Source organism: Polymorphospora sp. NPDC051019, assembly GCF_040683055.1.
Taxonomy (GTDB): Bacteria; Actinomycetota; Actinomycetes; order Mycobacteriales; family Micromonosporaceae; genus Polymorphospora; species Polymorphospora lycopeni.
The window spans coordinates 1-21,569 of sequence record NZ_JBFBCH010000030.1 but is presented as its reverse complement, the minus strand read 5'-3'; the positions used below and the strand labels follow the sequence as shown (position 1 = coordinate 21,569).

Sequence of the window (21,569 nt, the reverse complement as noted above, 5' to 3'; positions counted from 1 at the left end):
GCGGGGGAGTGGCGGTGACCGCCGGTACCGGTCAGGCGACGCTGCCGCCCAGCAGGTCGGCGGCCTCGTCGATGGCGTACTCGCCCTCGGGCATCGCACCGATGCGGGTGAGCAGGCCGGCGGGCAGGTCGGCGGCGACGGCCCGCCGGTAGATCTCCGCCTGGGTGACCCGCTCCTGCCCGAAGTAGATGTCGTCAAGCAGCCGGTCGAGGTCGCGGTTGGGCAGTTCGTCGGTCACGGTGGATCAGCTACCCCGGTTCCGGAGCAGCAAACGCTGTGACGGGCGGCACAGAACGGGCCGGAACACCGGCGGGGGGACGGCGGTTGTACCCACCGTCGGTGTGTCCAGTGTCCCCGGGCCTCACCCAACTGCCTTCGCGGAATACCGTCCGGCTGGAGCCGCGTCGTGCCACTCGCCGAGAGGCGACCTGCACACCGACACCGGGCGCCGCCCAGGGTCACCGCCCTGGGCGGCGCTCTTTTTCGTCCCGCACCCCGCCAGCGGGTCGGGGGTCGGGGATAGTACGGCAGATCGACCATTTCTCATCATATGGTGAACTGTCCGGATTACCCTCGGAGCAGCATGATCCCGGCAGGGCGGCCCACGAACCGGTCCGCGGGGGTGCCGGGCTGCTTCGAGGAGGAGTCATGATCGGCACAATCCTGTGGGCGCTCATCGCCGGCACGATCATCGGCATGCTGGGCCGGCTGCTGCTGCCCGGCCGGCAGAACATCTCGATCTGGGTCACCATCGGCGTCGGCGTGGCGGCCGCGCTGCTCGGCGGCATCATCGCCGACGTCTTCGGGGTGGGCGAAACCGCCGGCATCGACTGGATCCGGCACGCGATCCAGGTCGGGCTCGCGGTGCTGTTCGTCTACATCGCCGCCCGCCTGACCGGCAGCCGGCCCGCCGGTGGCCGGACGCCGCGCTGACCCCTCGCCGCCGCGGCGGAACGTCCGGCGCACGTGATCGGTACGCCGGACCCGGGCGGGCATCCGGTCCGATGCCCGCCCGGTCGGAAGGTCACGCCTGAGCGGCCCCGATCGTCGTACGGCGGGCGGCCACCGCCGCCGCGAGGGTGGTGAGCACCGAGTCGGTGCGCTCCCAGCTCATGCAGGCGTCGGTGATCGACTGGCCGTAGACCAGCGGGCGGGTGGGGTCGAGATCCTGCCGGCCCTCGACCAGGAACGACTCCAGCATCACCCCGGTGATGCCCCGCTGGCCGGCCGCCAACTGCTCGGCGATGCTCTCCACCACCACCGGCTGCCGGCGGTGGTCCTTGCCGCTGTTGTCGTGGCTCGCGTCGACGACCAGCCGCTCCGGCAGACCGGCCGCCCGCAGCAGTGCCAACGATTCCCCGATCGACTCGGCGTCGTAGTTCGGGCCGCCGCGCCCACCACGCAGCACCAGGTGGCAGTCGGCGTTGCCCCGCGTGTGCAGGATCGCCGGCGTGCCCGACAGGTCGATGCCGGGGAAGACGTGCGGCACCCCGGCCGCCCGGATCGCGTCGACCGCGGTGCCGACGCTGCCGTCCGGGCGGTTCTTCATGCCGATCGGCATGGACAGCCCCGACGACAGTTGCCGGTGCACCTGGCTCTCCACCGTCCGGGCGCCGATCGCGCCCCAGGCCACCGTGTCCGCGATGTACTGCGGGGTGATCGGGTCGAGGAACTCGCAGCCGACCGGCAGGCCGAGCCGCAGCACGTCGAGCAGCAGCGACCGGGCTTTACGCAGGCCGGTGTTGACGTCGCCGGAACCGTCCAGGCCGGGATCGTTGATCAGGCCCTTCCAGCCGACGGTGGAGCGGGGCTTCTCGAAGTAGACCCGCATCACGATCAGCAGGTCGTCGGCGAGCCGTCCGGCCGTCACCCGCAGCCGGTCGGCGTAGTCCAGGGCCGCGGCCGGATCGTGTACGGAGCACGGGCCGACGACGACCAGGAGGCGATCGTCGACCCGGTCGAGTACCCGGGCGACGGCTCGTCGACCGTCCAGTACGGCCGTGGTCAACGCGTCGTCGAGCGGCAGCTCGTGGTGCAGCAGGGCCGGGGTGGTCAGCGGTACGACGCGGTCGATGCGCTGGTCGGTGACCCGGGCGGTGCCGGTGCTGATCATCGTGGGTAGTCCCTCCGCCAGCCACCCGGGGCCGGTGTCCCGCGGTAGAGCCGGCTGCTCGTCGCATGCGAAAGGGCAGGGACGATGCCCCTGCCCTGGCCGGCTCTGGTGTGTGGTGACGTCAGGTCATAGCCGAGTCACCGGCACCAGGGCCGGCTGACCAAACCATCGATAGGAGCGCCACACGCGGCCAACCCTACCCGACCCGGGCCTGCCCGCCCCCCACCGTTCCGCGTCCTGGGACGCCCGCCCGGCGGCCGCGCGGCGCGGATCCCCGGCGCCCCCGCGGTCGCCCGCGTGGCGGACCGCCCGGCGGGGTATGGAAGGTCGGTATGAGTGCAGAGACCACCGAACGGGACCCGGACCGGGAACGGGCCGAATCGCGAGCGCGTCGCCTGCTTCCCGAGGAACTGGCGGCCGGCAGCGACGACGCGCGGGCCCAGGCGACGGCCATCCTGGCCGAGTCCGACCGGCGTACGGCGGATCCGGGGGCCGCGCCCGACACGATCCTGGAACGGCGTACCTCCGAACAGACCGTGACCGAGCCGCCGGACTGACCGCATCCCCGGACTGACCGTAGCGCCGGCTCAGCCCAGCGGGAACTCGTCGAAGAGCACCACCGCCGAGTCGGGTTCCCTGGTGTCGAACCGGTACGACCGTACGACGCCGGCCGCCGAGTCGAGGATCGAGAACGCGGTCACGTCGTTGCTGGCGACGTACGGCAGCGGCCGGCCCGAGGCGTCGGTGAGCGGGGCGACGGTCGGGAGCACCGGCGCCAGCCCGCCCGGATCGCCCTGCAGCGGGTAGCCGTCCGGGGCGTCGCGCAGGCGGCCGGAGGTCACGTCGTACGCGCCGTAGCTGTTGCCGACGTTCGACGTCTCCAGCCAGTTGACCCCGGCCGGGGTGCGGAACCGGTTCCAGATGTGCGAGTGGCCGTTGAGCACCAGGTTGACCCCGGCGGCGTCGAACAGCGGCGCCAGGTCGCGCAGGATGTGGTCCGCCTCGAGCGGGTAGTCGTACCGCACCTCGGTGACCTCGCCGGTCACCTCGTCCCGGACCACCGTCCGTACCGGGTCGGTGTACGCCGGCACCGAGTGCGTGCCCAGCCCGTGCGCCGGATGGTGGAACATCACCACCCGGTGACGGGCCGCCCGCGCCGGGCCGCCCGCCAGCTCCCGCTCCAGCCAGGCGAACTGCGCCGACCCGCGCCGGACCGGTTCGAAGAGGAACTGGCCGCCGCCCCAGCGTTCCGGTGTCGCCAGCCGGTCGGTCGGCTCCCGGTAGCGGCCCTCGCCGCCGTACCCGCCGTTCGGCCGCCAGACCAGGGTGGCGAAGACCGAGGCGACCCAGACGTCGCCGATCGTGCGCGACCACCAGCGCGGCCCGCCCTCCGGGCTCGCCGGCAGCGGAAAAAGCTCCGAGTACGTCGTCACGTCCCAGTCGTCCGGTGCCGGATCGTTGAACTGCTCCCCCAGCGTGGTGGCGTCCGACCAGCGGCCCATCACGTCGTGGTTGCCCGGCGTGGGATAGATCGGGGTGTGCTGGAGGATCGGCGCACCCCGGTAGAGGCGGCCGGCGAGCCGGTGCTCGGCCCGCCCGCCGAACGCGGCGAAGAAGGCCCGCCCGGTGCCGCTGTCGAACCACTCGCTGGCCCGGTCCGGCACGTTGACCATGTCGCCGGCCATCAGCACCCCGTCCAGTTCCACCCCGGCGGTCTCGGCGACCTTCTCCAGGTTGGCGGGGACCATCCGCTTGAGCTGGTGGTCGCTGCTCAGCAGCAGGCGTACCGGCTGGTCCGGGCCGGCGACCGGGGCGAGCCGGTAGGTGGCGGTGACCGTGGCCCGGCCGACCCGGCCGGCGGCGACCACCCGGTACGGCGTACGGCCCGGCGGCAGTTCGGTGACGGTGGCCAGGTGGCGGTAGACGGGCCGGCGCCGGACCCGGTGGTAGTGCCGGCCGGGCACCCGGGAGTCGGTGTCCTCCCGCATCCGGCTCAGCGCGGTGGTGACCGCCACGACCCGCCGCCAGCCCGGGCCGTCCGCCTCCGGTCCGGTCGCCGCGGCCAGCGCCGCCGCCTCGGACAAGCCGGACACACCCGGTCCGACCAGTACCACCTGGACGGGCCCCGGCGACTCGGTGTGCCACACCACATGCGCCCGGTCCGGCCCCGGATCCAGCAGATACGGCGTACACAGAAGATCCACGCGGCCATTATCGGGCCAGCCGTGCCACCCTGCCCGACCGTGATCGGATAGCGTCGGCCCATGTCTGTGACCGGTTATCCGTGGCCGATCGAGACCACCCGCCTCGACAACGGGCTCCGGGTGGTCGTCAGCGTGGACCGCAGCGCCCCCGTCGTGGCGGTCAACCTCTGGTACGACGTGGGGTCCAGGCACGAGCCCGACGGGCAGACCGGATTCGCCCACCTCTTCGAGCATCTGATGTTCGAGGGATCGGTCAACGTGGCCAAGACCGAGCACATGAAACTGATCCAGGGCTCCGGCGGCTCGCTGAACGCCAGCACCAACCCCGACCGCACCAACTACTTCGACACCGTTCCGGCCGAGCACCTCGCGCTCGCGATGTGGCTGGAGGCCGACCGGATGGGTGGCCTGGTGCCGGCGCTGACCCAGGAGACGCTGGACAACCAGCGCGAGGTGGTCAAGAACGAGCGCCGGCAGCGCTACGAGAACGTGCCGTACGGCGACGCCTGGCTGCGCCTGCTCCCGCTGCTCTACCCACCGGGACACCCGTACCACCACCCGACGATCGGGTCGATGGACGACCTCAACGCCGCCGACCTGCCGACGTTCCAGGCGTTCCACACCACCTACTACGCGCCGAACAACGCGGTGCTGACCGTCGTCGGCGACACCTCGGCCGACGAGGTGTTCTCCCTCGCCGAGCGCTACTTCGGGGCGCTGGAGGCACGCCGCGACATCCCCGCCGCGCCCGACGGGCGCCAGGTGCCGGCCACCGGCACCCCGGTCCGCGAGACCGTCCGCGCCTCGGTGCCGGCGCCCCGGATCTACCTGAGCCACCGCACCCACCCGTTCGGCAGCCCCGGATACGACGCCCTCACCGTGCTGGCCGCCGTCCTCGGCAGCGGCCGGGGCAGCCGGCTCTACCAGCGGCTCGCCGACGGCGCCCGGATCGCCCAGCCGGACAACATCGCCGCGTACGGCGTCGACCTGGCGCACGCCCCCGCGCCGCTGATCGTGACCGCGACCGCCCGGCCCGGCGTGACCGTCGAGGAGCTGGAGGCCGGGCTCGTCGAACTGCTCGACGAGGTCGCCGCCGGCGGGGTGACCGAAGCCGAACTCGACCGGGCCAAGGCGCTGCTCACCACGAGCTGGTGGCGCGGGCTGGCCCGGGTCGACGGCCGCGCCGACCTGCTCAGCCGCTACGCCACCCAGTTCGGTGACCCGGCCCGCGCCGCCGACCGGCTGCCGAACTGGCTCGCCGTCACCACCGACCGGGTGGCCGAGGTCGCCGCCGAGGTGCTGCGCCCGCAGGACCGGGTCACCCTGACGTATCTGCCCGAGGAGGAGAGCGCGTGACGCTCATCAGCGAACGCCCGGCGCCGGGCGAGCCGCGGTCGTACCGCTTCCCACCGGTCGTCCGGCGGGCCGTGGCCGGCGGCGAGGTCGTCGCCGCGCACCTGCCCGGCCAGAGCCTGGCCGTCGCCACGCTGCTGCTCGACGCCGGTGCCGGCCGCGAACCACTGGGCCGCGAGGGGCTGGCCGGGGTGGTCGCCAAGGCCCTGGAGGAGGGCACCACCGACCGGGACGCCGCCGCCTACGCGCTGGCCCTGGAGGGGCTCGGCACCGAGCTGTCGACCAGCGTCGACTGGGACTCGTTCCGGACCACCGTCCAGGTGCCGGTCGACCGCCTCGCGCCGGCCGTCACCCTGCTCGCCGAGGCGGTCCGTACGCCCCGGCTCGACCCCGCCGACGTCGAGCGGGTACGCGACGACGAGGTCACCTCGCTGCGGATGTACTGGGCCAACCCCGGCCCCCGGGCCGACGCCGCCCTGCGGGCCGACCTGTTCGGTGCCGAGGTCCGGCACGGCCGCCCCATGGACGGCGACCCGGAGTCGGTCGCCGCGCTGACCGTCGACGACATCACCGGCTTCCACGCCGGCTGGCTGCGCCGGCCCGGCACCCTGCTCGTCGCCGGTGACCTGGACCGGATCGACCTCGACGCGCTGGCCGCGGCGGCGTTTGCCGGCACCGGCGGTGACCCGGTCGAGGCCGGCGTCCCGATCGACGTCCAGGTACGCACCCAGCGGCGGATCATCCTGGTCGACCGGCCCGGGTCGGTGCAGTCGTCGCTGCGGCTCGGCCACACCGCCCCGCCCCGCCCGCACCCCGACTACGTGCCGACGCAGCTCGCCGGCACCGTGCTCGGCGGCGCCTTCACCTCCCGGCTCAACCACCTCATCCGCGAGGTGCGCGGCTACACGTACGGCATCCGGGCGGACTTCGGGATGTCGCGCCGGTTCGGCCGCTTCACCGTCAGCTCGAGCGTGCAGACCGCGGTCACCGCACCCGCCCTGGTCGAGGCGGTCGGCGAGATCGCCCGTACGCAGGCCGACGGGGTCACCGAGGAGGAGCTGGCGGTCGCCCGGTCGTGGCGGGCCGGGCAGCTCTCGGTCGAGCTGCAGACCCCGGCGGCGATCGCGTCGGCGCTGGCCACCCTGGTCGTGTACGGCCTGCCCGACGACTACCACGCGCACCTGCGCGAGGCGATGCTGTCGGCGCCGCTGGACGTGGTGTCGGCCGCCGCCGCGGCACACCTGCACCCGCACGGGCTGACCCTCGTGGTCGAGGGCGACGTCGCCCTCATCCGCGACGAACTGGTCGCCTCCGGCCTCGGCGAGGTCGTCGACGACGGTCCGAGGTGATGGGAAAGACCTTGCCGTATCCGTGGGCGGGGTGGGTAGCCTCGCCTGCATGAGGATCGGCATTGTGGGAGCCACCGGCCAGGTCGGTGGCGTCATGCTGGGGATACTCGCCGAACGGCGGTTCCCGGTGACGGAGTTGCGGTTGTTCGCGTCGGCCCGGTCGGCGGGGCGTACCCTGCCGTGGCAGGACGGCGAGATCACGGTCGAGGACGCGGAGACCGCCGACTACGGCGGCCTGGACATCGTGCTCTTCTCCGCCGGCAAGGGCACGTCGAAGCAGCTCGCCCCGAAGGTCGCCGCGGCCGGCGCGGTCGTGATCGACAACTCCTCGGCGTGGCGGATGGACCCCGAGGTGCCGCTGGTCGTCGCCGAGGTCAACCCGCACGCCGCCGACGACCGCCCCAGGGGGATCATCGCCAACCCCAACTGCACCACGATGGCGGCGATGCCGATCCTGCGCCCGCTGCACGACGAGGCCGGCCTGGTCAGCCTGGTCGTCGCCACCTACCAGGCGGTCTCCGGGGCCGGCCTGGCCGGGGTCGCCGAACTGGACGAGCAGGTACGCAAGGTCAGTGACCGGGCCACCGAGCTGACCTTCGACGGATCGGCGGCCGAGTTTCCGGCGCCGCGCTCGTTCGCCCGCCCGATCGCCTACAACGTGCTGCCGCTGGCCGGCTCGATCGTCGACGACGGCTCCGAGGAGACCGACGAGGAGCAGAAGCTCCGCAACGAGAGCCGCAAGATCCTCGAGATCCCCGACCTGTTGGTGTCCGGCACCTGCGTCCGCGTACCCGTCTTCACCGGCCACTCGTTGCAGGTCAACGCCCGGTTCGCCCGGCCGCTCACCCCGGCCCGGGCCCGCGAGCTGCTCGCCGACGCCCCCGGGGTCGAGCTGTCCGACGTACCGACGCCGCTCGCGGCGGCCGGCCAGGACCCGACGTACGTGGGCCGGTTCCGGGTCGACGAGACCGTCGACAACGGGCTGTCGTTCTTCTGCTCCAACGACAACCTGCGCAAGGGTGCGGCGCTCAACGCCGTACAGATCGCCGAGCTGCTGGCCGCGCGCAGTGCCGGCTGACCGCGAGGCGGGCCTGCTTTCGGTCGTGGGCGGGCACCGGCTCGGGGTGCTCGCCACGATCCAGCCCGACGGGCGACCCCATCTGTCGAACATCATCTACGCGTTCGACCCGGTGGAGCGGCTGGTCCGGGTGTCGCTGACCGACGGCCGGGTCAAGACCCGCAACCTGCGCCGCGACCCCCGCGCGACGCTGCACGTCAACACCACCGAGGGCTGGGTCTGGGCGGCGGCCGAGGGCGTCGCCGAACTGACCCCGGTCGCGACCGACCCGGCCGACGCCACGGTGGAGGAGTTGGTCGACCTCTACCGGTCGATCGAGGGCGAGCACCCGGACTGGGACGACTACCGCCGGGCCATGGTCGCCGACCGCCGCCTCGTGCTGCGCCTGCGGGTGGACCGCCTCTACGGCCAGCCGCCGGCCTGATGGTCGAGGTCCGGCGGGCGGTGGTCGACGACGCCGCGGAGCTGGTCCGGCTCCGCGGCCTGATGCTGCGGGCCATGGGGATCGGTGACCCGGGGGCCGAGGACTGGCAGCCGGTCGCGCTGCGGTCGCTGCGTGACCGGCTGGCGGAGCCGGACGGCTCGCTGGTCGCTTTCGTGGTCGACCAGCCGGCCGCCCCTGACGACCAGCCCGTCGATCCCGCCGGGTCGACCGGCCCGCCGCGGTTGGCGGCCTGCGTGGTGGGGGTGGTCGAGCGCCGTCTCGGCACCCCCGACAATCTCAGTGGCGAGATCGGGTACGTCTTCAACGTGTCGACCGACCCCGGCTACCGCCGGCGCGGCTACTCCAGAGCGTTGATGGCGGCGTTGCTCGACTGGTATCGGGAGCGCGGCATCATGGTCGTCGATCTGGTGGCGACCGGGGACGGCGAGCCGCTCTACCGCTCGATGGGCTTCGAGCCGTCGGCGATGCCGCTGATGCACCTGACGCTCCCGATCGACCCGGCCGGGGTGCGGAGCTAGCTGGACGTAGAACGTTTGTTGTCGCGGGGGCGACAACAAACGTTCTACATCCGCTCGACGGGACGGCCGGCGGGCCGGGCCCGTTTCAGCCCTTCAGGCCGGTGTGGGCGAGGCCCTCGACGAACTGCTTCTGGGCGATCACGAACACCGCCAGCACCGGCAGCGCGGTCAGCGAGGCGGCCGCCAGCTGGATGTTCCACATCGGACCGCCGTACGCGTCGACGAACTGGGTCAGCGCCTGCGGCAGGGTGAACTTCTCCGGAGTGGACAGGAACACGATCGGTTCCAGGTAGAGGTTCCAGCTGTGCAGGAACGTGAAGATCGCCACCGCGCCGAGGGCCGGCCGGGCCAGCGGCAGCGCGATCCGCCAGAAGGTGGCGAGCCGGCCGAGCCCGTCGACCCGGGCCGCCTCCTCCAGTTCGCCGGGCAGGGCGATGAAGAACTGCCGCATGATGAACGTCGCCAGCACGCTCGGCGCGCCGAAGATCGGCACCAGGATCAGCGGCCAGTGGGTGTCGACCCAGCCCAGCGTGTTGAACATCTGGAAGAGCGGGACGATGGTGACCTCGCTCGGGATGAGCAGCCCGAGCAGCACGACGAGGAACAGCGCGTTCTGCCCGCGGAACCGGATGCGGGCGAAGGCGTACCCGGCCAGGGCCGACACCGCGAGCGTGCCGAAGGTGACGACGGCGGCGATGTAGGCGCTGTTGAAGTACTGCTGGGCGAACGGCTGGAGTTCGAAGACCTGCCGGTACGCGTCGACCTGCGGGTTCGTCGGCAGCAGGCTCGGCGGCCAGGAGAAGATGTCGCTGATCGGCTTGAACGACGAGGTGACCATCCACCAGGTCGGGAAGACGAACGGGACGGCGAGGACGAGCAGCGCTCCGTACAGGCCGAGTTTGGCGCGGCGGGACACCTTACTGCTCATGGAAGACCCACCTCTTGCGCATCTGCCACTGGATGACGGTGAGGACCAGCACGATCCCGAAGAGCAGTACGGACAGGGTGGCGCCGTACCCGAAGTGGTGGAACTGGAACGCCTGCTGGTAGAGGTAGTAGACGAGCACGGTGGTGGACGTCCCCGGCCCGCCCTGGGTGAGTACGGCGATCTGGGCGAAGACCTGGAGCGAGCCGACCACGGTGATGATCGAGGTGAGCAGGATCGTCGGGCTGATCAGCGGAACGGTGATCTTGCGGAACTGGGTCCACCGGCCGGCGCCCTCGACCCGCGCCGCCTCGTAGAGTTCGGCCGGCACGCCCTGGAGGGCGGCCAGGAAGAGCACCATGTTGAGGCCGACGTTCTTCAGCACCTGCACCACGACGACCGACAACATCGCGGTCGCCTCGCCGCGCAGCCAGTTGGGGCCGTCGACGCCGATCGTGTCCAGCAGGCCGTTGATGCCGCCGTTGTCCTGGAGCAGGAAGCCCCAGACGATCGTCCAGGCGACCAGCGACACCACGACCGGCGAGAAGAACAGGGTGCGGAAGACGACCGTGCCGCGCAGCTTCTGGTTGAGCAGCACCGCGAGCAGCAGGGCCAGACTGAGGTTGAGGACGACCAGGCCGAGCGAGAAGAGCCCGGTCGCGCCGAGCACCGACGGCAGGTTGGGGTCGTCGGCCAGCGCCCGGTAGTTCTCCGCGCCGACGAAGTCGAAGGTGTCGGCGAGCACGTTCCACTCGTGCAGGCTGTAGTAGACGACCAGCCCGAGCGGCAGCAGCACGAAGATGATGCTGCCCAGCAGTTGCGGGCTGACGAACAGCAGCCCGGCGAGCTGGTCCCGGCGCCGGGTGGTCCACCAGGACCGGCGGGGCGGGTCGGCGGGCTTGGCGGCCGGCGGGGTGGACCGGGCGTGGGCCCGGTCCACCACCTGCGTCGTACGCGACATCAGCGGTCCAGCAGCGGCTTGATCTGGGTGCAGACGCCGGTGAGTACGGTCCGTACGTCGGCGCCGGGCTGCCACAGCGGGTCGAGCGCGGCCCGCACCGCCTGGCTGATCTCGGCCTGCCCGGTGTGGCTCGGCTTCACCACACCGGAGGAGATGCCGTCGATGACCACGCTCTGCAGCTGTTCCGGCTTCAGCAGCGGGTTGGTCTTGGCCAGGGTCTCGGCGGTGAGCTGCGACTGGCGCGGCGGCGGGAAGAACTGCGCGAGCTTCGCCGAGTTGGTCGGGTTGGTCAGGAAGGCCAGGAAGTCCGCGGCCACCTTCGCGTTGTCGCCCTTGCGCAGTACGCCCATGCCGCCCTGGCCGATCACGGCGTAGTCGCCGTTCGGGCCGGCCGGCAGCGGCACCAGGTCCCAGCCGAACTTCTGGTCGGCCAGCAGCGACGCCCGGGAGATCTGGGTGATCGTCATGCCGGCGTCACCGGCGAAGAAGTCGGCCGTGGTGCCGGGGGCCGGCAGCGCCTTGTCGGTGAAGATCGCCTTGTGCAGGAACGTCATCGCGTCGACCATCGGCTGCTGGTCGAAGCCGCAGGTCTTGCCGTCCTCGCTCCACGCCTGGGCGCCCCATCCGGTCCACACCGTGGACAGGTTGTCCCAGCCCTTGTAGTCGAAGTCGCGGATGACGAGCCCGGCCTTGCCGGTCTCGGCGTTGACCGCCGAGGCGGCCGCGACCGCCGTGTCCCAGGTCCACCGGCCGGCCGCGATCAGCTCGGCCGGCGTCTCCCGGCCGGCCTTCTCGAAGAGGTCGGTGTTGACGAAGACCCCGAACGGCGAGGTCGAGAACGGGTACGCGTACAGCTTGCCCTCGTCCTGCCACAGCTTCGTGGCGGCCGGGGTCAGCTCGTCGAAGGCGTACCCGTCGGTGCCCTTGAGGGTGTCGTCGAGTGCGACCAGGGCACCCGACGAGACGAAGTCCGGCGCCGAGTTCTCGAAGATCCAGGCCAGGTCGGGCGGGTTGCCGCCGGCGATCTGGGTGGTGAGGGTGGTGGTGTAGTTCTCGAACGGGATCGGATCGAACTTGATCTCGGTGACGTTCGGGTTCGCCTTCTTGTATTCCTCGGCGATCTCGTTGAACAGCGCGAGGTGCGCCTCGTTCGCCGACCAGGTCGTCATGCGCAGCGACACCGGTCCGTCGCTGTCGCCGGCGTCGCCGCCGCCGCATGCCGTCAGGCCCAGCAGCGCGGCCAGTGTCACCGCCGCCGTCAATCTGGCTCTCATCAAACCCTCCCTCAGTAGCCGGCGATGTCGGGCCAGTGCAGCTCGACGCCCTCGCCGACGAGGCGATTCTGGAAATCGGCCAGCAGGCCGGGAGTGTCACGTACCGCCCGGGGGACGACCCCGCGCTCCAGACAGAAGTCCGCGAGCATGCCGGCGACCTCGCCGACGTTCCACTCGACGGGGTGCAGGCGGTACGAACCGTTGGTGATGTGGGTGGTGCCGATGTTCTTTCCGGCGGGCAGGAGATTGTCCATGCGCCGGGGGATCAGTGCGCCCAACGGGATCTGGAAGGGGCACGAGGCGACGTCGACGTAGTTGTCGCCGCCGGTCGACGGGTGCAGGTCGATGCGGTACATGCCGACGCCGACCGAGTCGGGGTAGATGGCCGCGCCCTTGTCGCCGCGTACGTCCAGCGACAGGTCCTGCTCGACCACGGTGTATTCGGCGCGGATCCGGCGCGACTCGCGGATGTACGGCGCCTGGGCGAGCCCGTCCGCGCTGCCGGTGACGTCGCCGCGCAGCCGCAGGCCGGGGAAGCCGGTGCCGCCGTCGGTGCGCGGCGCCTCGGTCTGCAGCCAGTAGAGCACCGACCGGGACAGTTCCCGCGCCGCCGCGAAGTGGTGCTCCGGATCCGGTACGTCGATCACCGGACTCTCGAAGTAGTCGATCATCGGCCAGTTGACCAGGCAGATGTCGCTGTCGTACGCCCCCTCGCGGAACAGTCGGCGGGCCGCGATCCGCCGGAACGTCCACAGGTTGCCGTCGCCGGGGTTGCGGCGCTGGTCGGCGTCGACCAGCAGCGGGTCGTCGTCGGGATTCGGGGTGAAACTCCGCTCGGAGATCTCCAGCGTGCGTGGGTTGGGGGAGCGGAACGACAGCATCCGGTCGCCCCAGAACGCCGGCTGGTAGTCCCGCCAGAACGAGTAGCGTTCCGGCCGGTCGATGGTGTGGTCGCCGTCGACGTGGTCGACCGCGAAGCACACCGACATCGCCTGCATGTTGGCCGGCTGCGCCACGTCCGGCGCGCTCGGCTCACCGGTGTCGGCCCGCGACTCGAACCCTGTGACGTACTCGGTGCCGGTCATCGGCAGCAGCTCACCGGTCTCGGTCGCGTCCAGGACGTACCCGGCCGTCACCACGATCTCGTCGGCGCCGTCGCGGTGCGCGACCGTCACCGCGGTGACCCGGTCGCCGTCGACGGCGGCGGACACCGGCCGGTACGGCTGCAACACCCGCAGCCGCCCGGATCCCCGGTACGGCGCCAGCATCGACTCCAGGACGGCGACCGCCACCCGTGGCTCGTGGCAGAGCCGGCTGACGTGGCCGGCGCCCGGGTTCAGGTCCCGCCACGCGCGCGCCCGGTCGGTGAGCGGGTAGTAGCGGCGGTAGTAGTCGCGGATACCGTCCCGCAGCGCCCGGTAGCTCGCGGTGATGCCGAAGCGTTCCACCCAGCTGTGCTCGTCCGGTGGCACGGCCTGGCTGGTGAGCTGGCCGCCGAGCCAGTCGAACTCCTCGGTCAGCACCACCGAGCGCCCGGCGCGCAGGGCGCCCAACGCCGCCGCGACCCCGCCGAGACCTCCGCCGACGACCAGGATGTCGGCTCGCATCTCCCGCAACGTGCTTCCCTTCACTTGGTGGACCTTCCCGACCCGGCCGGCGGCGCCAGCGTGGCGCCGTCGACGGGTTCACAGGACAGCAATCTCTGGATCTCACTCCGCCCGGTCGGCTCGAGGAGGGTGGTGAGGACCTCGACGGCCTGCCAGCCCATCTGCCGGCGCGGGATCCGGAAGCCGGAGAAGTCGATGTCGGTCGGTGCCGGCCGGGTCGGGTCGCCCAGCGCGAGGATCGACAGGTCGCCGGGGATGGACAGGCCGCGCTCGCGGGCGAGGCCGGCGATGGCGGCCCCGTCGGCGTACTCCTCGACGAACGCGGCGGTCACCCCGGCGTCCAGCAGCGCGTCGAGCAGGTCGGCGGGGGAGCGGTCGGCCGTCGGCTCGTGCCGGGTGGTCACCCCGGTGGCGGCCACCGCGGCGGTGAAACCGCGTAGCCGGTCGGCGTGCGACTCCGGCGCCGGGCGCCGGTCCGGGCCGGTCGGGCCGTCGCCCTGTCCGACGTACGCCAGCCGGCGGTGGCCGACCCCGACCGCCCGGTGTACGAGGGCGGCCGTCGCGGCCGGATAGTCGGCGCCGACGTACGGCACCGGGCCGCCGGCGTCGTCGCGGCGGCCGACGGAGACGAACGGCAGTCCTTCGGCGACCAGCCGGGTCAGCTCGTGGTGGTCGAGCGACCGTCCGAGCAGGACACAGCCGTCGGCGAGCCGGAGCCGGTTGTCCTCGTGGAAGACCCGGCGGCGGCCGTCGACCACCGGGGCGCTGGTGAACAGCAGCAGGTCGCAGCCGAGTTGTTCGGCGCACTGCTCGATGCCGACCAGGAACGGGTGGTAGAAGTCGCCGGTGCCGGTCGGGAACACCGGCTCGTAGGTGAAGACGCCGATGATGCGGTTGTGCCGCGCGGCCAGCCGGCGGGCGATCGGGTCGGCGACGTAGCCGGTGCTGCGGATCGCCTGCAGCACGCGGTCGCGGGTCTCGGGCGCGATCCGTACGTCGGCGTCGGCTCGGCCGTTGAGCACGAGGGACACCGTCGCCTGGCTCACGCCGGTCATCCGCGCGATGTCCTGCTGCGTCACCCGTCTCCGCGATGCGGTCACGTTCCGTACCCGTCCGTTTCTCTGCTAATACGCATTAGTTACGTCGAGATGAAATCCTGCGGTCCCGGATCGTCGGCCGTCAAGCCCTCGGCGGCAACTTTTTCTCGGCGAACCTGCCTTGATAATTCGTATTAGCGTCTTGACGCCGCCATCGACGGGCGACGAAACTCAGCCATCACGAGCGGGTCCGGGATGGACGGCCAGGTCACTGAGGGTGACGGTGGGTCGGCGTGCCCGCCTGCCCGCACCAGGCAAGTCCTTGATCGACGAGCGTCCCCTCACGATCGGAGGCACCACCATGGACCATCACCCCCGACCCGACGCCGGACCGGCCGTGCCGGACCCGGCCGGCGGCGCGGCCGTCCCGGGCGAGCGGTTCGCGCTTCGCCGCCGGGGCCTGCTGCGGGGTGCCGCGCTGCTCGGCTCCGCCGCCGCGGCCGGTGGCTTCGGCGGGCTGGCCGCGGCCGCCCCCGCCCACGCCGGGCCGGCGGGATTCCCCAACTACCGCTACGTCCGCGACGCGTTCGCCGGCCCGCTGCGCTACAACCCGACCGGCGAGATGATCTTCCCGTGCGTGCGTGGCGTCTACGACAAGATCGGTAACGCGCGCGGGCGGTACTACCTCTACTACGCGCCGCACGACGCGCCCGGCGGGATCTGCCTCGCCTATGCCGACCGGCTGGAGGGGCCCTACACCGAGTATCCGAACAACCCGATCATCAACCGGTTCCTGCAGGGAAAGGCGACGGTCAGCCACGTCTCGTCGCCGCACGTGGTCTGGAACGCCCCCACCCGCGAGTTCTACCTCTACTTCCACGGCGAGAACCACACGACCCGGGTCGCCCGCTCCCGCGACGGGATCAACTTCACGGACATCACCCCGATCCTGAGCACCCGGCTGGTGCCGAACACCACCGAGACCTCGTACGCCCGGGTCTTCGAACACTCCGTGGCCGGCAAGGGCAACCGGTACGTGATGCTCTTCATGGGCGCCCACACCATCCGGCCCGGCACCCGGAAGATCTTCTGGGGCTGGTCGCCGAACGGCTGGGACCAGTGGCAGTTCGCCCCCAACCCGCTGGTCTCGCCGGCCGGTGACGGGCTGACCGACATCGCCGCGCCCCACCTGCTCAAGCGCAACAACACGACGTACGTCGTCTACCACGGCAACGACGGCCGGATGCGGCTCACCGAGGTCGGCAACAACTTCGACCGCGAGGTGCACCTCGGCGTCTTCCACACCCCGATCGCCTCCGACAACGGCCGGGTCGCCTCGCCCGCGTTCGGCACCGACGGCGGCGTGTCGTACATGATCTACGAGGCCGGCCCCCGCCTGGGTGCCCGCATCTGCGTCGCCCGCGCCGTCTAGCCCCCGATCACGGTGATCAGGGACCGCGTCGCGCGTGTCGTCGGCGCGGCGCGGCTCCCGGTCCCTGATCACGCGGATCAAGACGCCGGCCCCACCGTTTCCGCCCAGACGGGTCGGGTAAGCGACCGCCCGTACCCGCTGGTTGCGCGGCGCGCGGACCCGCAGCGGATTGGGGGCAGGGATGGCGGACAGCATCGCCAGGTTCTTCGAGGGACTCAACCACCACGGGCACGAGGCCCGGCTGGAGAAGCTGAACGGCACGGTACGCATCGAACTGCACGACAACGGCCACTCCGAGCACTGGCTGGTGACCGTGAAACGGGGCGAGATCACCGTGACGCGGGAGGACCACGTCGCCGACGCCACCATCTACGCCTCGCCGGAACTGTTCGGGCGGATCGTCCGGGGCGAGGCGAACGCGATCTCGGCGCTGCTCCGCGGCGAGATGAGCACCGCCGGTGACCTGCAACTGGTGGTGCGGCTGGAGCGGATCCTGCCCGGCCCGGCGAACGTCCTCGGTCCCCACCGGCTCGCCCACGCCGGGAGGGCCGCGTCGTGACCGAAGAGAACCTGGTACGCATCCTCGACGGCAGCACGTTCGTGGTCAGCGACGGCCGGGGCGACATCGAGGCGACCCCGACCTCGCCGACCGGGTTCTTCGCCCTCGACACCCGGTTCCTGTCAAGATGGGTGCTGACCATCAACGGGCAGCGGCTCGACGCGCTCAGCGCCGACGACCTCCAGTACTTCGAGACCCGGTTCTTCCTCGTGCCGGGCACCGCCACCCACTACGTCGACGCCGCCCTGTCGGTCATCCGGCAACGGATGGTCAACGACGGGTTCGACGAGGAACTGACCGTACTCAACCACAGCCAGGAACGGCTCGACCTCGACGTACGCGTCGACGCCGGCTCCGACTTCGCCGACCTGTTCGAGGTCAAGGACGCGGTGGCCAAGAAGGGCAACTACTACCGGCGGATCGAGGACGGCAAGCTACGGCTCGGGTACGAGCGTGAGCACTTCCGTCGCGAGACGGTGCTGTGGGCCAGCGAACCCGCCGAACTCGACGACGACGGCATGACGTTCCGGATCGGGATACCACCCAACGGCCAGTGGCACACCAGGATCCGGGTGGTCGCCGAGACCGTCGTACCCACCGGGCACGACCTGCGGATGGGCCTGCAGGTCCACGGCGGCGAGAAGCGGGCCATGGAGGCCGACCTCGCGGAGTTCGTGGCCCGGGCGCCGACGATCTCCTGCGAGAGCGAGGCGCTGGCCGGCACCTACCGGCGCAGCCTGGTCGACCTCGCCGCGCTGCGGTTCGCGCCGATCTCGATGCCCGGCCAGGCGCTGCCCGCCGCCGGCCTGCCCTGGTTCATGACGATGTTCGGCCGGGACAGCATCCTGACCAGCCTCCAGGCCCTGCCATTCGTACCGGAGCTGGCCGCGACCACGCTCAAGGTGCTCGCGATGCTCCAGGGCAGCCGGCTCGACGACTTCCGCGACGAGGACCCGGGCCGCATCCTGCACGAGTTCCGGTACGGCGAGAGCGCCGCGTTCGAGGAGCAGCCGCACTCGCCGTACTACGGCTCGGTCGACGCCACGCCCCTGTTCGTGGTGCTGCTCGACGAATACGAGCGCTGGTCCGGCGACGCCGACCTGGTCCGGTCGCTGGAGTCCGAGGCGCGGGCCGCGATCGCCTGGATCGACGACTACGCCGACCTGGTCGGCAACGGCTACATCTGGTATCAGCGGCGCAACGAGACGACCGGCCTGGAGAACCAGTGCTGGAAGGACTCCTGGGACTCACTGTCCTACCGCGACGGCACACTGCCCGGCTATCCACGGGCCACCTGCGAGGTCCAGGGGTACGCGTACGACGCGAAGCTGCGCGCCGCCCGGCTGGCCCGGCTCTTCTGGAACGACCCCGGCTACGCCGACCGGCTGGAACGGCAGGCGATGGAGCTGAAGGAGCGGTTCCACGAGGACTTCTGGGTCGCCGACGGGGAGTACTACGCGCTCGCGCTGGACGCCGACGGCCGGCAGGTCGACACCCTGACCTCCAACATCGGGCACCTGCTGTGGAGCGGGATCGTCGACGAGCGGTACGCGCCGAGGATCGCCGAGCACCTGCTCGGACCGCGGCTGTTCAGCGGCTGGGGGGTGCGGACCATGGCCGAGGGGGAGGTCCGCTACAACCCGATCGGCTACCACACCGGCACGATCTGGCCGTTCGACAACTCGTTCGTCGCCTGGGGCCTGCGCCGGTACGGCTTCAGCGAGGAGGCGGCCACGATCGCCGAGGGGATCATCGACGCGGCACAGTTCTTCGCCGGCCGGTTGCCCGAGGCGTTCGGCGGGTACGCCCGTTCGCTGACCCGGTATCCGGTGGTCTACCCGACGGCGTGCAGCCCGCAGGCGTGGTCGACGGGAACCCCGATGCTGTTGCTGCGTACGATGCTCGGCCTGGAGCCGCACGAGGGGCATCTCGCGGTCGACCCGGCCCTGCCGACCGGCCTGGGCCGCCTCGAACTGCTCGACATCCCCGGCCGGTGGGGACACGTCGACGCCTTCGGCCGGGGCCGGATCGACGTGACCGACCGCCGCCCCCTGCGCGAGACGCACGGCGGCGCCGTCACCTGACACCCCCTTCCCGCGATCTTGCAGTTGTCTCCTCCTTTTGCTCGTTGTGGAGGGCGACAAGTGCAAGATCGCGGGGAGACGGGTGGCGGGTCAGGGCTTCAGGTGCTGGGCCACGGCGTCGGGCAACGGGGTCGTGGGGCGGGCGATCAGGCGGCTCAGGTCGCCAGTGCCGGTGTGCAGGTCGCCCCGGGCCAGGCCGGCGTCACTGTCGGCGAGCATCCGCGCCACCGGCTCCGGCAGGCCGAACCCGGCCAGCGCACGGGCGTACTCGTCGACCGGCAGGTCGCGGTAGGCGACCTCGGTGCCGCTCTGCCGGGTCACCTCGGCGGCCAACTCGGCCAGCGTGAACGCCTCGTCGCCGCCGAGTTCGTAAACCTTCCCGGCGTGCCCGTCCCCGGTGAGCACGGCCACCGCGGCGGCGGCGAAGTCGGCCCGGGTGGCGGCGGAGACCCGGCCCTCGCCGGCCGCGCCGAGGATCACGCCCTGCGCCACGGCACCGGCGAGGTCGTAGTTCTCGAGGTACCAGCCGTTGCGCAGCAGCACGTACGGCAGCCCGGAGGCGCGGACCAGGTCTTCGGTCGCCTTGTGCTCGGGACCGAGCGGCACGCTGGTGGTGTCGGCGGCGAGGATGCTCGTGTACGCCAGCAGCGACACCCCGGCCGACCTGGCCGCCTCGACGACGTTGCCGTGCTGGCGCAGCCGCTGGCCCAGCTCGTTGCCGGAGACCAGCAGCAGCCGGTCGGTGCCGGCGAGGGCGGCGGCCAGGGTCTCCGGCCGGTCGTAGTCGGCCTCGCGGACCTGGACGCCACGGGCGGCGAGGTCGGCGGCCTTCTCCGGGGCGCGTACGGCGGCGACGATCCCGGCGGCCGGTACGCCGCGGTCGAGCAGCTGTTCGACGACGAGCCGGCCGAGATGGCCGGTCGCTCCGGTGACAGTGATCATGTGGAGCTTCTCCCGATGGGTGGCGGGCCGGCGGGGCTCGCCGGGCGCTTCCCAAACGATTGCACTAACTTTTCGAAAGTGCAAACCTCGGGGGAGTATCGTCGGACCATGAGCAGCGCCCCGCCAACGGCCGCGTCGTTCGACCCGGACGACGCGCTGATCTGCGACGTCTTCGCCCGAGCCTGCCCGTCCCGGGCGATCATGGAGAACATCGTCGGCAAGTGGGGGGTGCTCGCGCTCGCCGCGCTGCTCGACGGCACCTACCGCTTCAACGCGCTGCGCCGCCGGGTCGACGGAGTGAGCGAGAAGATGCTGGCCCAGACGCTCCAGAACCTCGAACGCGACGGGCTCGTGCACCGCGAGGTGCAGGCGACCATCCCGGCCCGGGTCGAATACAGCCTGACGCCGGCCGGCACCCGGATCGCCACGCAGCTGGTCAACCTGCTCGAGGTGATCGAGGCCGAGGCGCCGGGGATGATCGCGGCCCGCGCCGAACAGGAGCCGGCCACCTGACCCGGTCACACCGGTCGACGGACGAAAGCCGGCCGGTGGTGACCGCCTGATCGGTCACCACCGGCCGGGGTTCAGCGGGCGAGATAGGTCCGGTGCAGCTCGGCCAGGATCCGCGCGCGGTCCCGGTCGCCGGCCTCGGCGAGCTGGTCGAGGAGCAGGCCGGCGAGCGCGGAGAGGCCCACCAGCAGCTCGGCGACCGCCCGGCCGGGTTCCGCCCCGGTCAGCGACTCGCCGACCACCCGGTGCAGGGTCTCCCAGTAGAGCGCCGGGTCGTCGCCGGAGGTGACGTACGCCGTGGTCAGCTCCAGCGCCGGCGGCAGGAGCGTGGCGATGACCTCGTCAGGGGTGGCCGGAGGCATCAGCCCGCCGGGCGGGTGGCGGCGACGGCCGCCGCGTAGCGGGCGCTCACGTCGGGCCAGTTGACGACCTCCCACATGGCCTTGACGAAGTCCGGCCGTACGTTGCGGTATTGCAGGTAGTAGGCGTGCTCCCAGGCGTCGAAGGCGAGCAGCGGTACCGAGCCGATGCCCACGTTGCCGTGGTGGTCGTAGACCTGCTCGACGATCAGTCGCTTGCCGAGCGGCTCGTAGGACAGCACGCCCCAGCCCGAACCCTGCACCGCTGTGGTGGCGGCGGAAAGCTGCCCGTGGAACGCCTCGAACGACCCGAAGTGCTCGGTGATCGCGTCGGCCAGGTCGCCGTCGGGGCGGTCGCCGCCGTCCGGCGACATGTTCTGCCAGTAGAGCGAGTGCAGGACGTGCCCGGAGACGTTGAACGCCAACGTCTTCTCCAGCCCGACGATGCTCGAGAAGTCGCCCTTGTCACGGGCCTCGGCGATCCGCTCGACCGTGTCGTTCGCGGCCTTCACGTAGGTGGCGTGGTGCTTGTCGTGGTGCAGTTCCAGGATCTGGCCGTTGATGTGCGGCTCGAGCGCGGCGTAGTCGTAGGGCAGGTCCGGCAGCGTGTACGTGCTCACGGAAGCGGTCTCCTCGTCGGTGTGGCCAGATGCCATCTTCTAGTAGTTGCCAACTATAGGCAAGAAGAGCCGTCCGGATACGCGAACGTGGGCGCCTCCCTGTTCAGGGAGGCGCCCACGTCGTGGCGTTGTCTTACTTGTTGGTGATGTCGGTGATGATGTCGGCGGCCATCTTCTCCCACTGGGCGTAGTGGTCGGG

At 71.6% G+C, this 21,569-nt stretch carries 22 protein-coding genes; 11 read left to right on the top strand and 11 right to left on the bottom strand.

The window, feature by feature from the left end:
- Positions 1 to 31: 31 nt before the first annotated feature.
- Positions 32 to 238 carry a hypothetical protein gene (locus tag AB0M79_RS33055; RefSeq protein ID WP_364221624.1) on the bottom strand — a complete coding sequence of 69 codons (207 nt, stop codon included), beginning with the start codon at positions 236 to 238 and terminating at the stop codon, positions 32 to 34.
- 410 nt (positions 239 to 648) lie between these two features.
- Between AB0M79_RS33055 and AB0M79_RS33050 the strand changes: the two genes are divergently transcribed.
- A complete protein-coding gene (locus AB0M79_RS33050) occupies positions 649 to 933 on the top strand; it encodes a GlsB/YeaQ/YmgE family stress response membrane protein (protein WP_364221622.1) in 285 nt (94 codons plus the stop codon).
- A gap of 91 nt (positions 934 to 1,024) precedes the next feature.
- Here the strand turns inward: AB0M79_RS33050 and AB0M79_RS33045 are convergent, their stop codons facing one another.
- Complete coding sequence (locus AB0M79_RS33045; RefSeq protein WP_364221619.1) at positions 1,025 to 2,113, bottom strand: 3-deoxy-7-phosphoheptulonate synthase; 1,089 nt, start codon at positions 2,111 to 2,113, stop codon at positions 1,025 to 1,027.
- Positions 2,114 to 2,445: 332 nt separating this feature from the next.
- Between AB0M79_RS33045 and AB0M79_RS33040 the strand changes: the two genes are divergently transcribed.
- Positions 2,446 to 2,670, top strand: a complete 225-nt coding sequence (locus AB0M79_RS33040; RefSeq protein ID WP_364221616.1) for a hypothetical protein — start codon at positions 2,446 to 2,448, stop codon at positions 2,668 to 2,670.
- 30 nt (positions 2,671 to 2,700) lie between these two features.
- Here the strand turns inward: AB0M79_RS33040 and AB0M79_RS33035 are convergent, their stop codons facing one another.
- Positions 2,701 to 4,317 (bottom strand): metallophosphoesterase, encoded by a 1,617-nt coding sequence (locus tag AB0M79_RS33035; RefSeq protein WP_364221613.1) that lies wholly within the window; start codon positions 4,315 to 4,317, stop codon positions 2,701 to 2,703.
- A gap of 60 nt (positions 4,318 to 4,377) precedes the next feature.
- Between AB0M79_RS33035 and AB0M79_RS33030 the strand changes: the two genes are divergently transcribed.
- Genes AB0M79_RS33030 through AB0M79_RS33010 form a run of 5 tightly spaced genes read left to right on the top strand, consistent with a single transcriptional unit; the run spans position 4,378 to position 9,060 of the window.
- A complete protein-coding gene (locus AB0M79_RS33030; protein ID WP_364221610.1) occupies positions 4,378 to 5,673 on the top strand; it encodes a pitrilysin family protein in 1,296 nt (431 codons plus the stop codon).
- On the top strand, positions 5,670 to 7,019 hold the full coding sequence (locus tag AB0M79_RS33025; RefSeq protein ID WP_364221607.1) for a pitrilysin family protein: 1,350 nt from the start codon (positions 5,670 to 5,672) through the stop codon (positions 7,017 to 7,019). The genes AB0M79_RS33030 and AB0M79_RS33025 overlap by 4 nt, the downstream gene beginning before the upstream one ends.
- Before the next feature lie 49 nt (positions 7,020 to 7,068).
- On the top strand, positions 7,069 to 8,097 hold the full coding sequence (locus AB0M79_RS33020; RefSeq protein ID WP_364221604.1) for an aspartate-semialdehyde dehydrogenase: 1,029 nt from the start codon (positions 7,069 to 7,071) through the stop codon (positions 8,095 to 8,097).
- Complete coding sequence (locus AB0M79_RS33015) at positions 8,087 to 8,521, top strand: PPOX class F420-dependent oxidoreductase (protein WP_364221601.1); 435 nt, start codon at positions 8,087 to 8,089, stop codon at positions 8,519 to 8,521. Before AB0M79_RS33020 ends, AB0M79_RS33015 begins: the two co-directional genes overlap by 11 nt.
- Positions 8,521 to 9,060 (top strand): GNAT family N-acetyltransferase, encoded by a 540-nt coding sequence (locus AB0M79_RS33010; protein WP_364221598.1) that lies wholly within the window; start codon positions 8,521 to 8,523, stop codon positions 9,058 to 9,060. Before AB0M79_RS33015 ends, AB0M79_RS33010 begins: the two co-directional genes overlap by 1 nt.
- 85 nt (positions 9,061 to 9,145) lie before the next feature.
- Here AB0M79_RS33010 and AB0M79_RS33005 read toward each other — a convergent pair whose 3' ends face one another.
- From AB0M79_RS33005 to AB0M79_RS32985, 5 genes are read right to left on the bottom strand one after another with little or no spacing between them, the layout of a single operon-like run.
- Positions 9,146 to 9,988 carry a carbohydrate ABC transporter permease gene (locus AB0M79_RS33005; protein WP_364221595.1) on the bottom strand — a complete coding sequence of 281 codons (843 nt, stop codon included), beginning with the start codon at positions 9,986 to 9,988 and terminating at the stop codon, positions 9,146 to 9,148.
- Positions 9,978 to 10,946, bottom strand: coding sequence for a sugar ABC transporter permease (locus tag AB0M79_RS33000; RefSeq protein WP_364221592.1), 969 nt, complete (start codon positions 10,944 to 10,946; stop codon positions 9,978 to 9,980). Before AB0M79_RS33000 ends, AB0M79_RS33005 begins: the two co-directional genes overlap by 11 nt.
- A complete protein-coding gene (locus AB0M79_RS32995; protein ID WP_364221589.1) occupies positions 10,946 to 12,220 on the bottom strand; it encodes a sugar ABC transporter substrate-binding protein in 1,275 nt (424 codons plus the stop codon). Before AB0M79_RS32995 ends, AB0M79_RS33000 begins: the two co-directional genes overlap by 1 nt.
- Before the next feature lie 11 nt (positions 12,221 to 12,231).
- Positions 12,232 to 13,851, bottom strand: coding sequence for an FAD-dependent oxidoreductase (locus tag AB0M79_RS32990; RefSeq protein ID WP_364221586.1), 1,620 nt, complete (start codon positions 13,849 to 13,851; stop codon positions 12,232 to 12,234).
- The gene (locus AB0M79_RS32985; RefSeq protein ID WP_364221583.1) at positions 13,848 to 14,906 is read right to left on the bottom strand and encodes a LacI family DNA-binding transcriptional regulator; all 1,059 of its coding nucleotides are present in this window, start codon (positions 14,904 to 14,906) and stop codon (positions 13,848 to 13,850) included. The genes AB0M79_RS32990 and AB0M79_RS32985 overlap by 4 nt, the downstream gene beginning before the upstream one ends.
- A 319-nt stretch (positions 14,907 to 15,225) precedes the next feature.
- Here AB0M79_RS32985 and AB0M79_RS32980 point away from each other — a divergent pair, with 319 nt between their 5' ends.
- The 3 genes from AB0M79_RS32980 (at position 15,226) to AB0M79_RS32970 (ending at position 18,939) form a co-directional block, all read left to right on the top strand.
- Entirely contained in the window at positions 15,226 to 16,296 is a 1,071-nt protein-coding gene (locus tag AB0M79_RS32980; RefSeq protein WP_364221580.1) for a hypothetical protein, read from the top strand.
- A gap of 181 nt (positions 16,297 to 16,477) precedes the next feature.
- Positions 16,478 to 16,855: an SCP2 sterol-binding domain-containing protein gene (locus AB0M79_RS32975; RefSeq protein ID WP_364221577.1), complete on the top strand. Its 378-nt coding sequence runs from the start codon at positions 16,478 to 16,480 to the stop codon at positions 16,853 to 16,855.
- Positions 16,852 to 18,939, top strand: a complete 2,088-nt coding sequence (locus AB0M79_RS32970; protein ID WP_364221574.1) for a glycogen debranching N-terminal domain-containing protein — start codon at positions 16,852 to 16,854, stop codon at positions 18,937 to 18,939. The genes AB0M79_RS32975 and AB0M79_RS32970 overlap by 4 nt, the downstream gene beginning before the upstream one ends.
- A 90-nt stretch (positions 18,940 to 19,029) precedes the next feature.
- Here AB0M79_RS32970 and AB0M79_RS32965 read toward each other — a convergent pair whose 3' ends face one another.
- Positions 19,030 to 19,881: an SDR family oxidoreductase gene (locus tag AB0M79_RS32965; protein WP_364221571.1), complete on the bottom strand. Its 852-nt coding sequence runs from the start codon at positions 19,879 to 19,881 to the stop codon at positions 19,030 to 19,032.
- Positions 19,882 to 19,989: 108 nt separating this feature from the next.
- Here AB0M79_RS32965 and AB0M79_RS32960 point away from each other — a divergent pair, with 108 nt between their 5' ends.
- Positions 19,990 to 20,394: a helix-turn-helix domain-containing protein gene (locus AB0M79_RS32960; protein ID WP_364221568.1), complete on the top strand. Its 405-nt coding sequence runs from the start codon at positions 19,990 to 19,992 to the stop codon at positions 20,392 to 20,394.
- A 71-nt stretch (positions 20,395 to 20,465) separates the two neighbouring features.
- Here the strand turns inward: AB0M79_RS32960 and AB0M79_RS32955 are convergent, their stop codons facing one another.
- Complete coding sequence (locus AB0M79_RS32955; RefSeq protein ID WP_364221565.1) at positions 20,466 to 20,753, bottom strand: hypothetical protein; 288 nt, start codon at positions 20,751 to 20,753, stop codon at positions 20,466 to 20,468.
- On the bottom strand, positions 20,753 to 21,370 hold the full coding sequence (locus AB0M79_RS32950; protein WP_364221562.1) for a superoxide dismutase: 618 nt from the start codon (positions 21,368 to 21,370) through the stop codon (positions 20,753 to 20,755). Before AB0M79_RS32950 ends, AB0M79_RS32955 begins: the two co-directional genes overlap by 1 nt.
- Between the last annotated feature and the right edge of the window lie 199 nt (positions 21,371 to 21,569).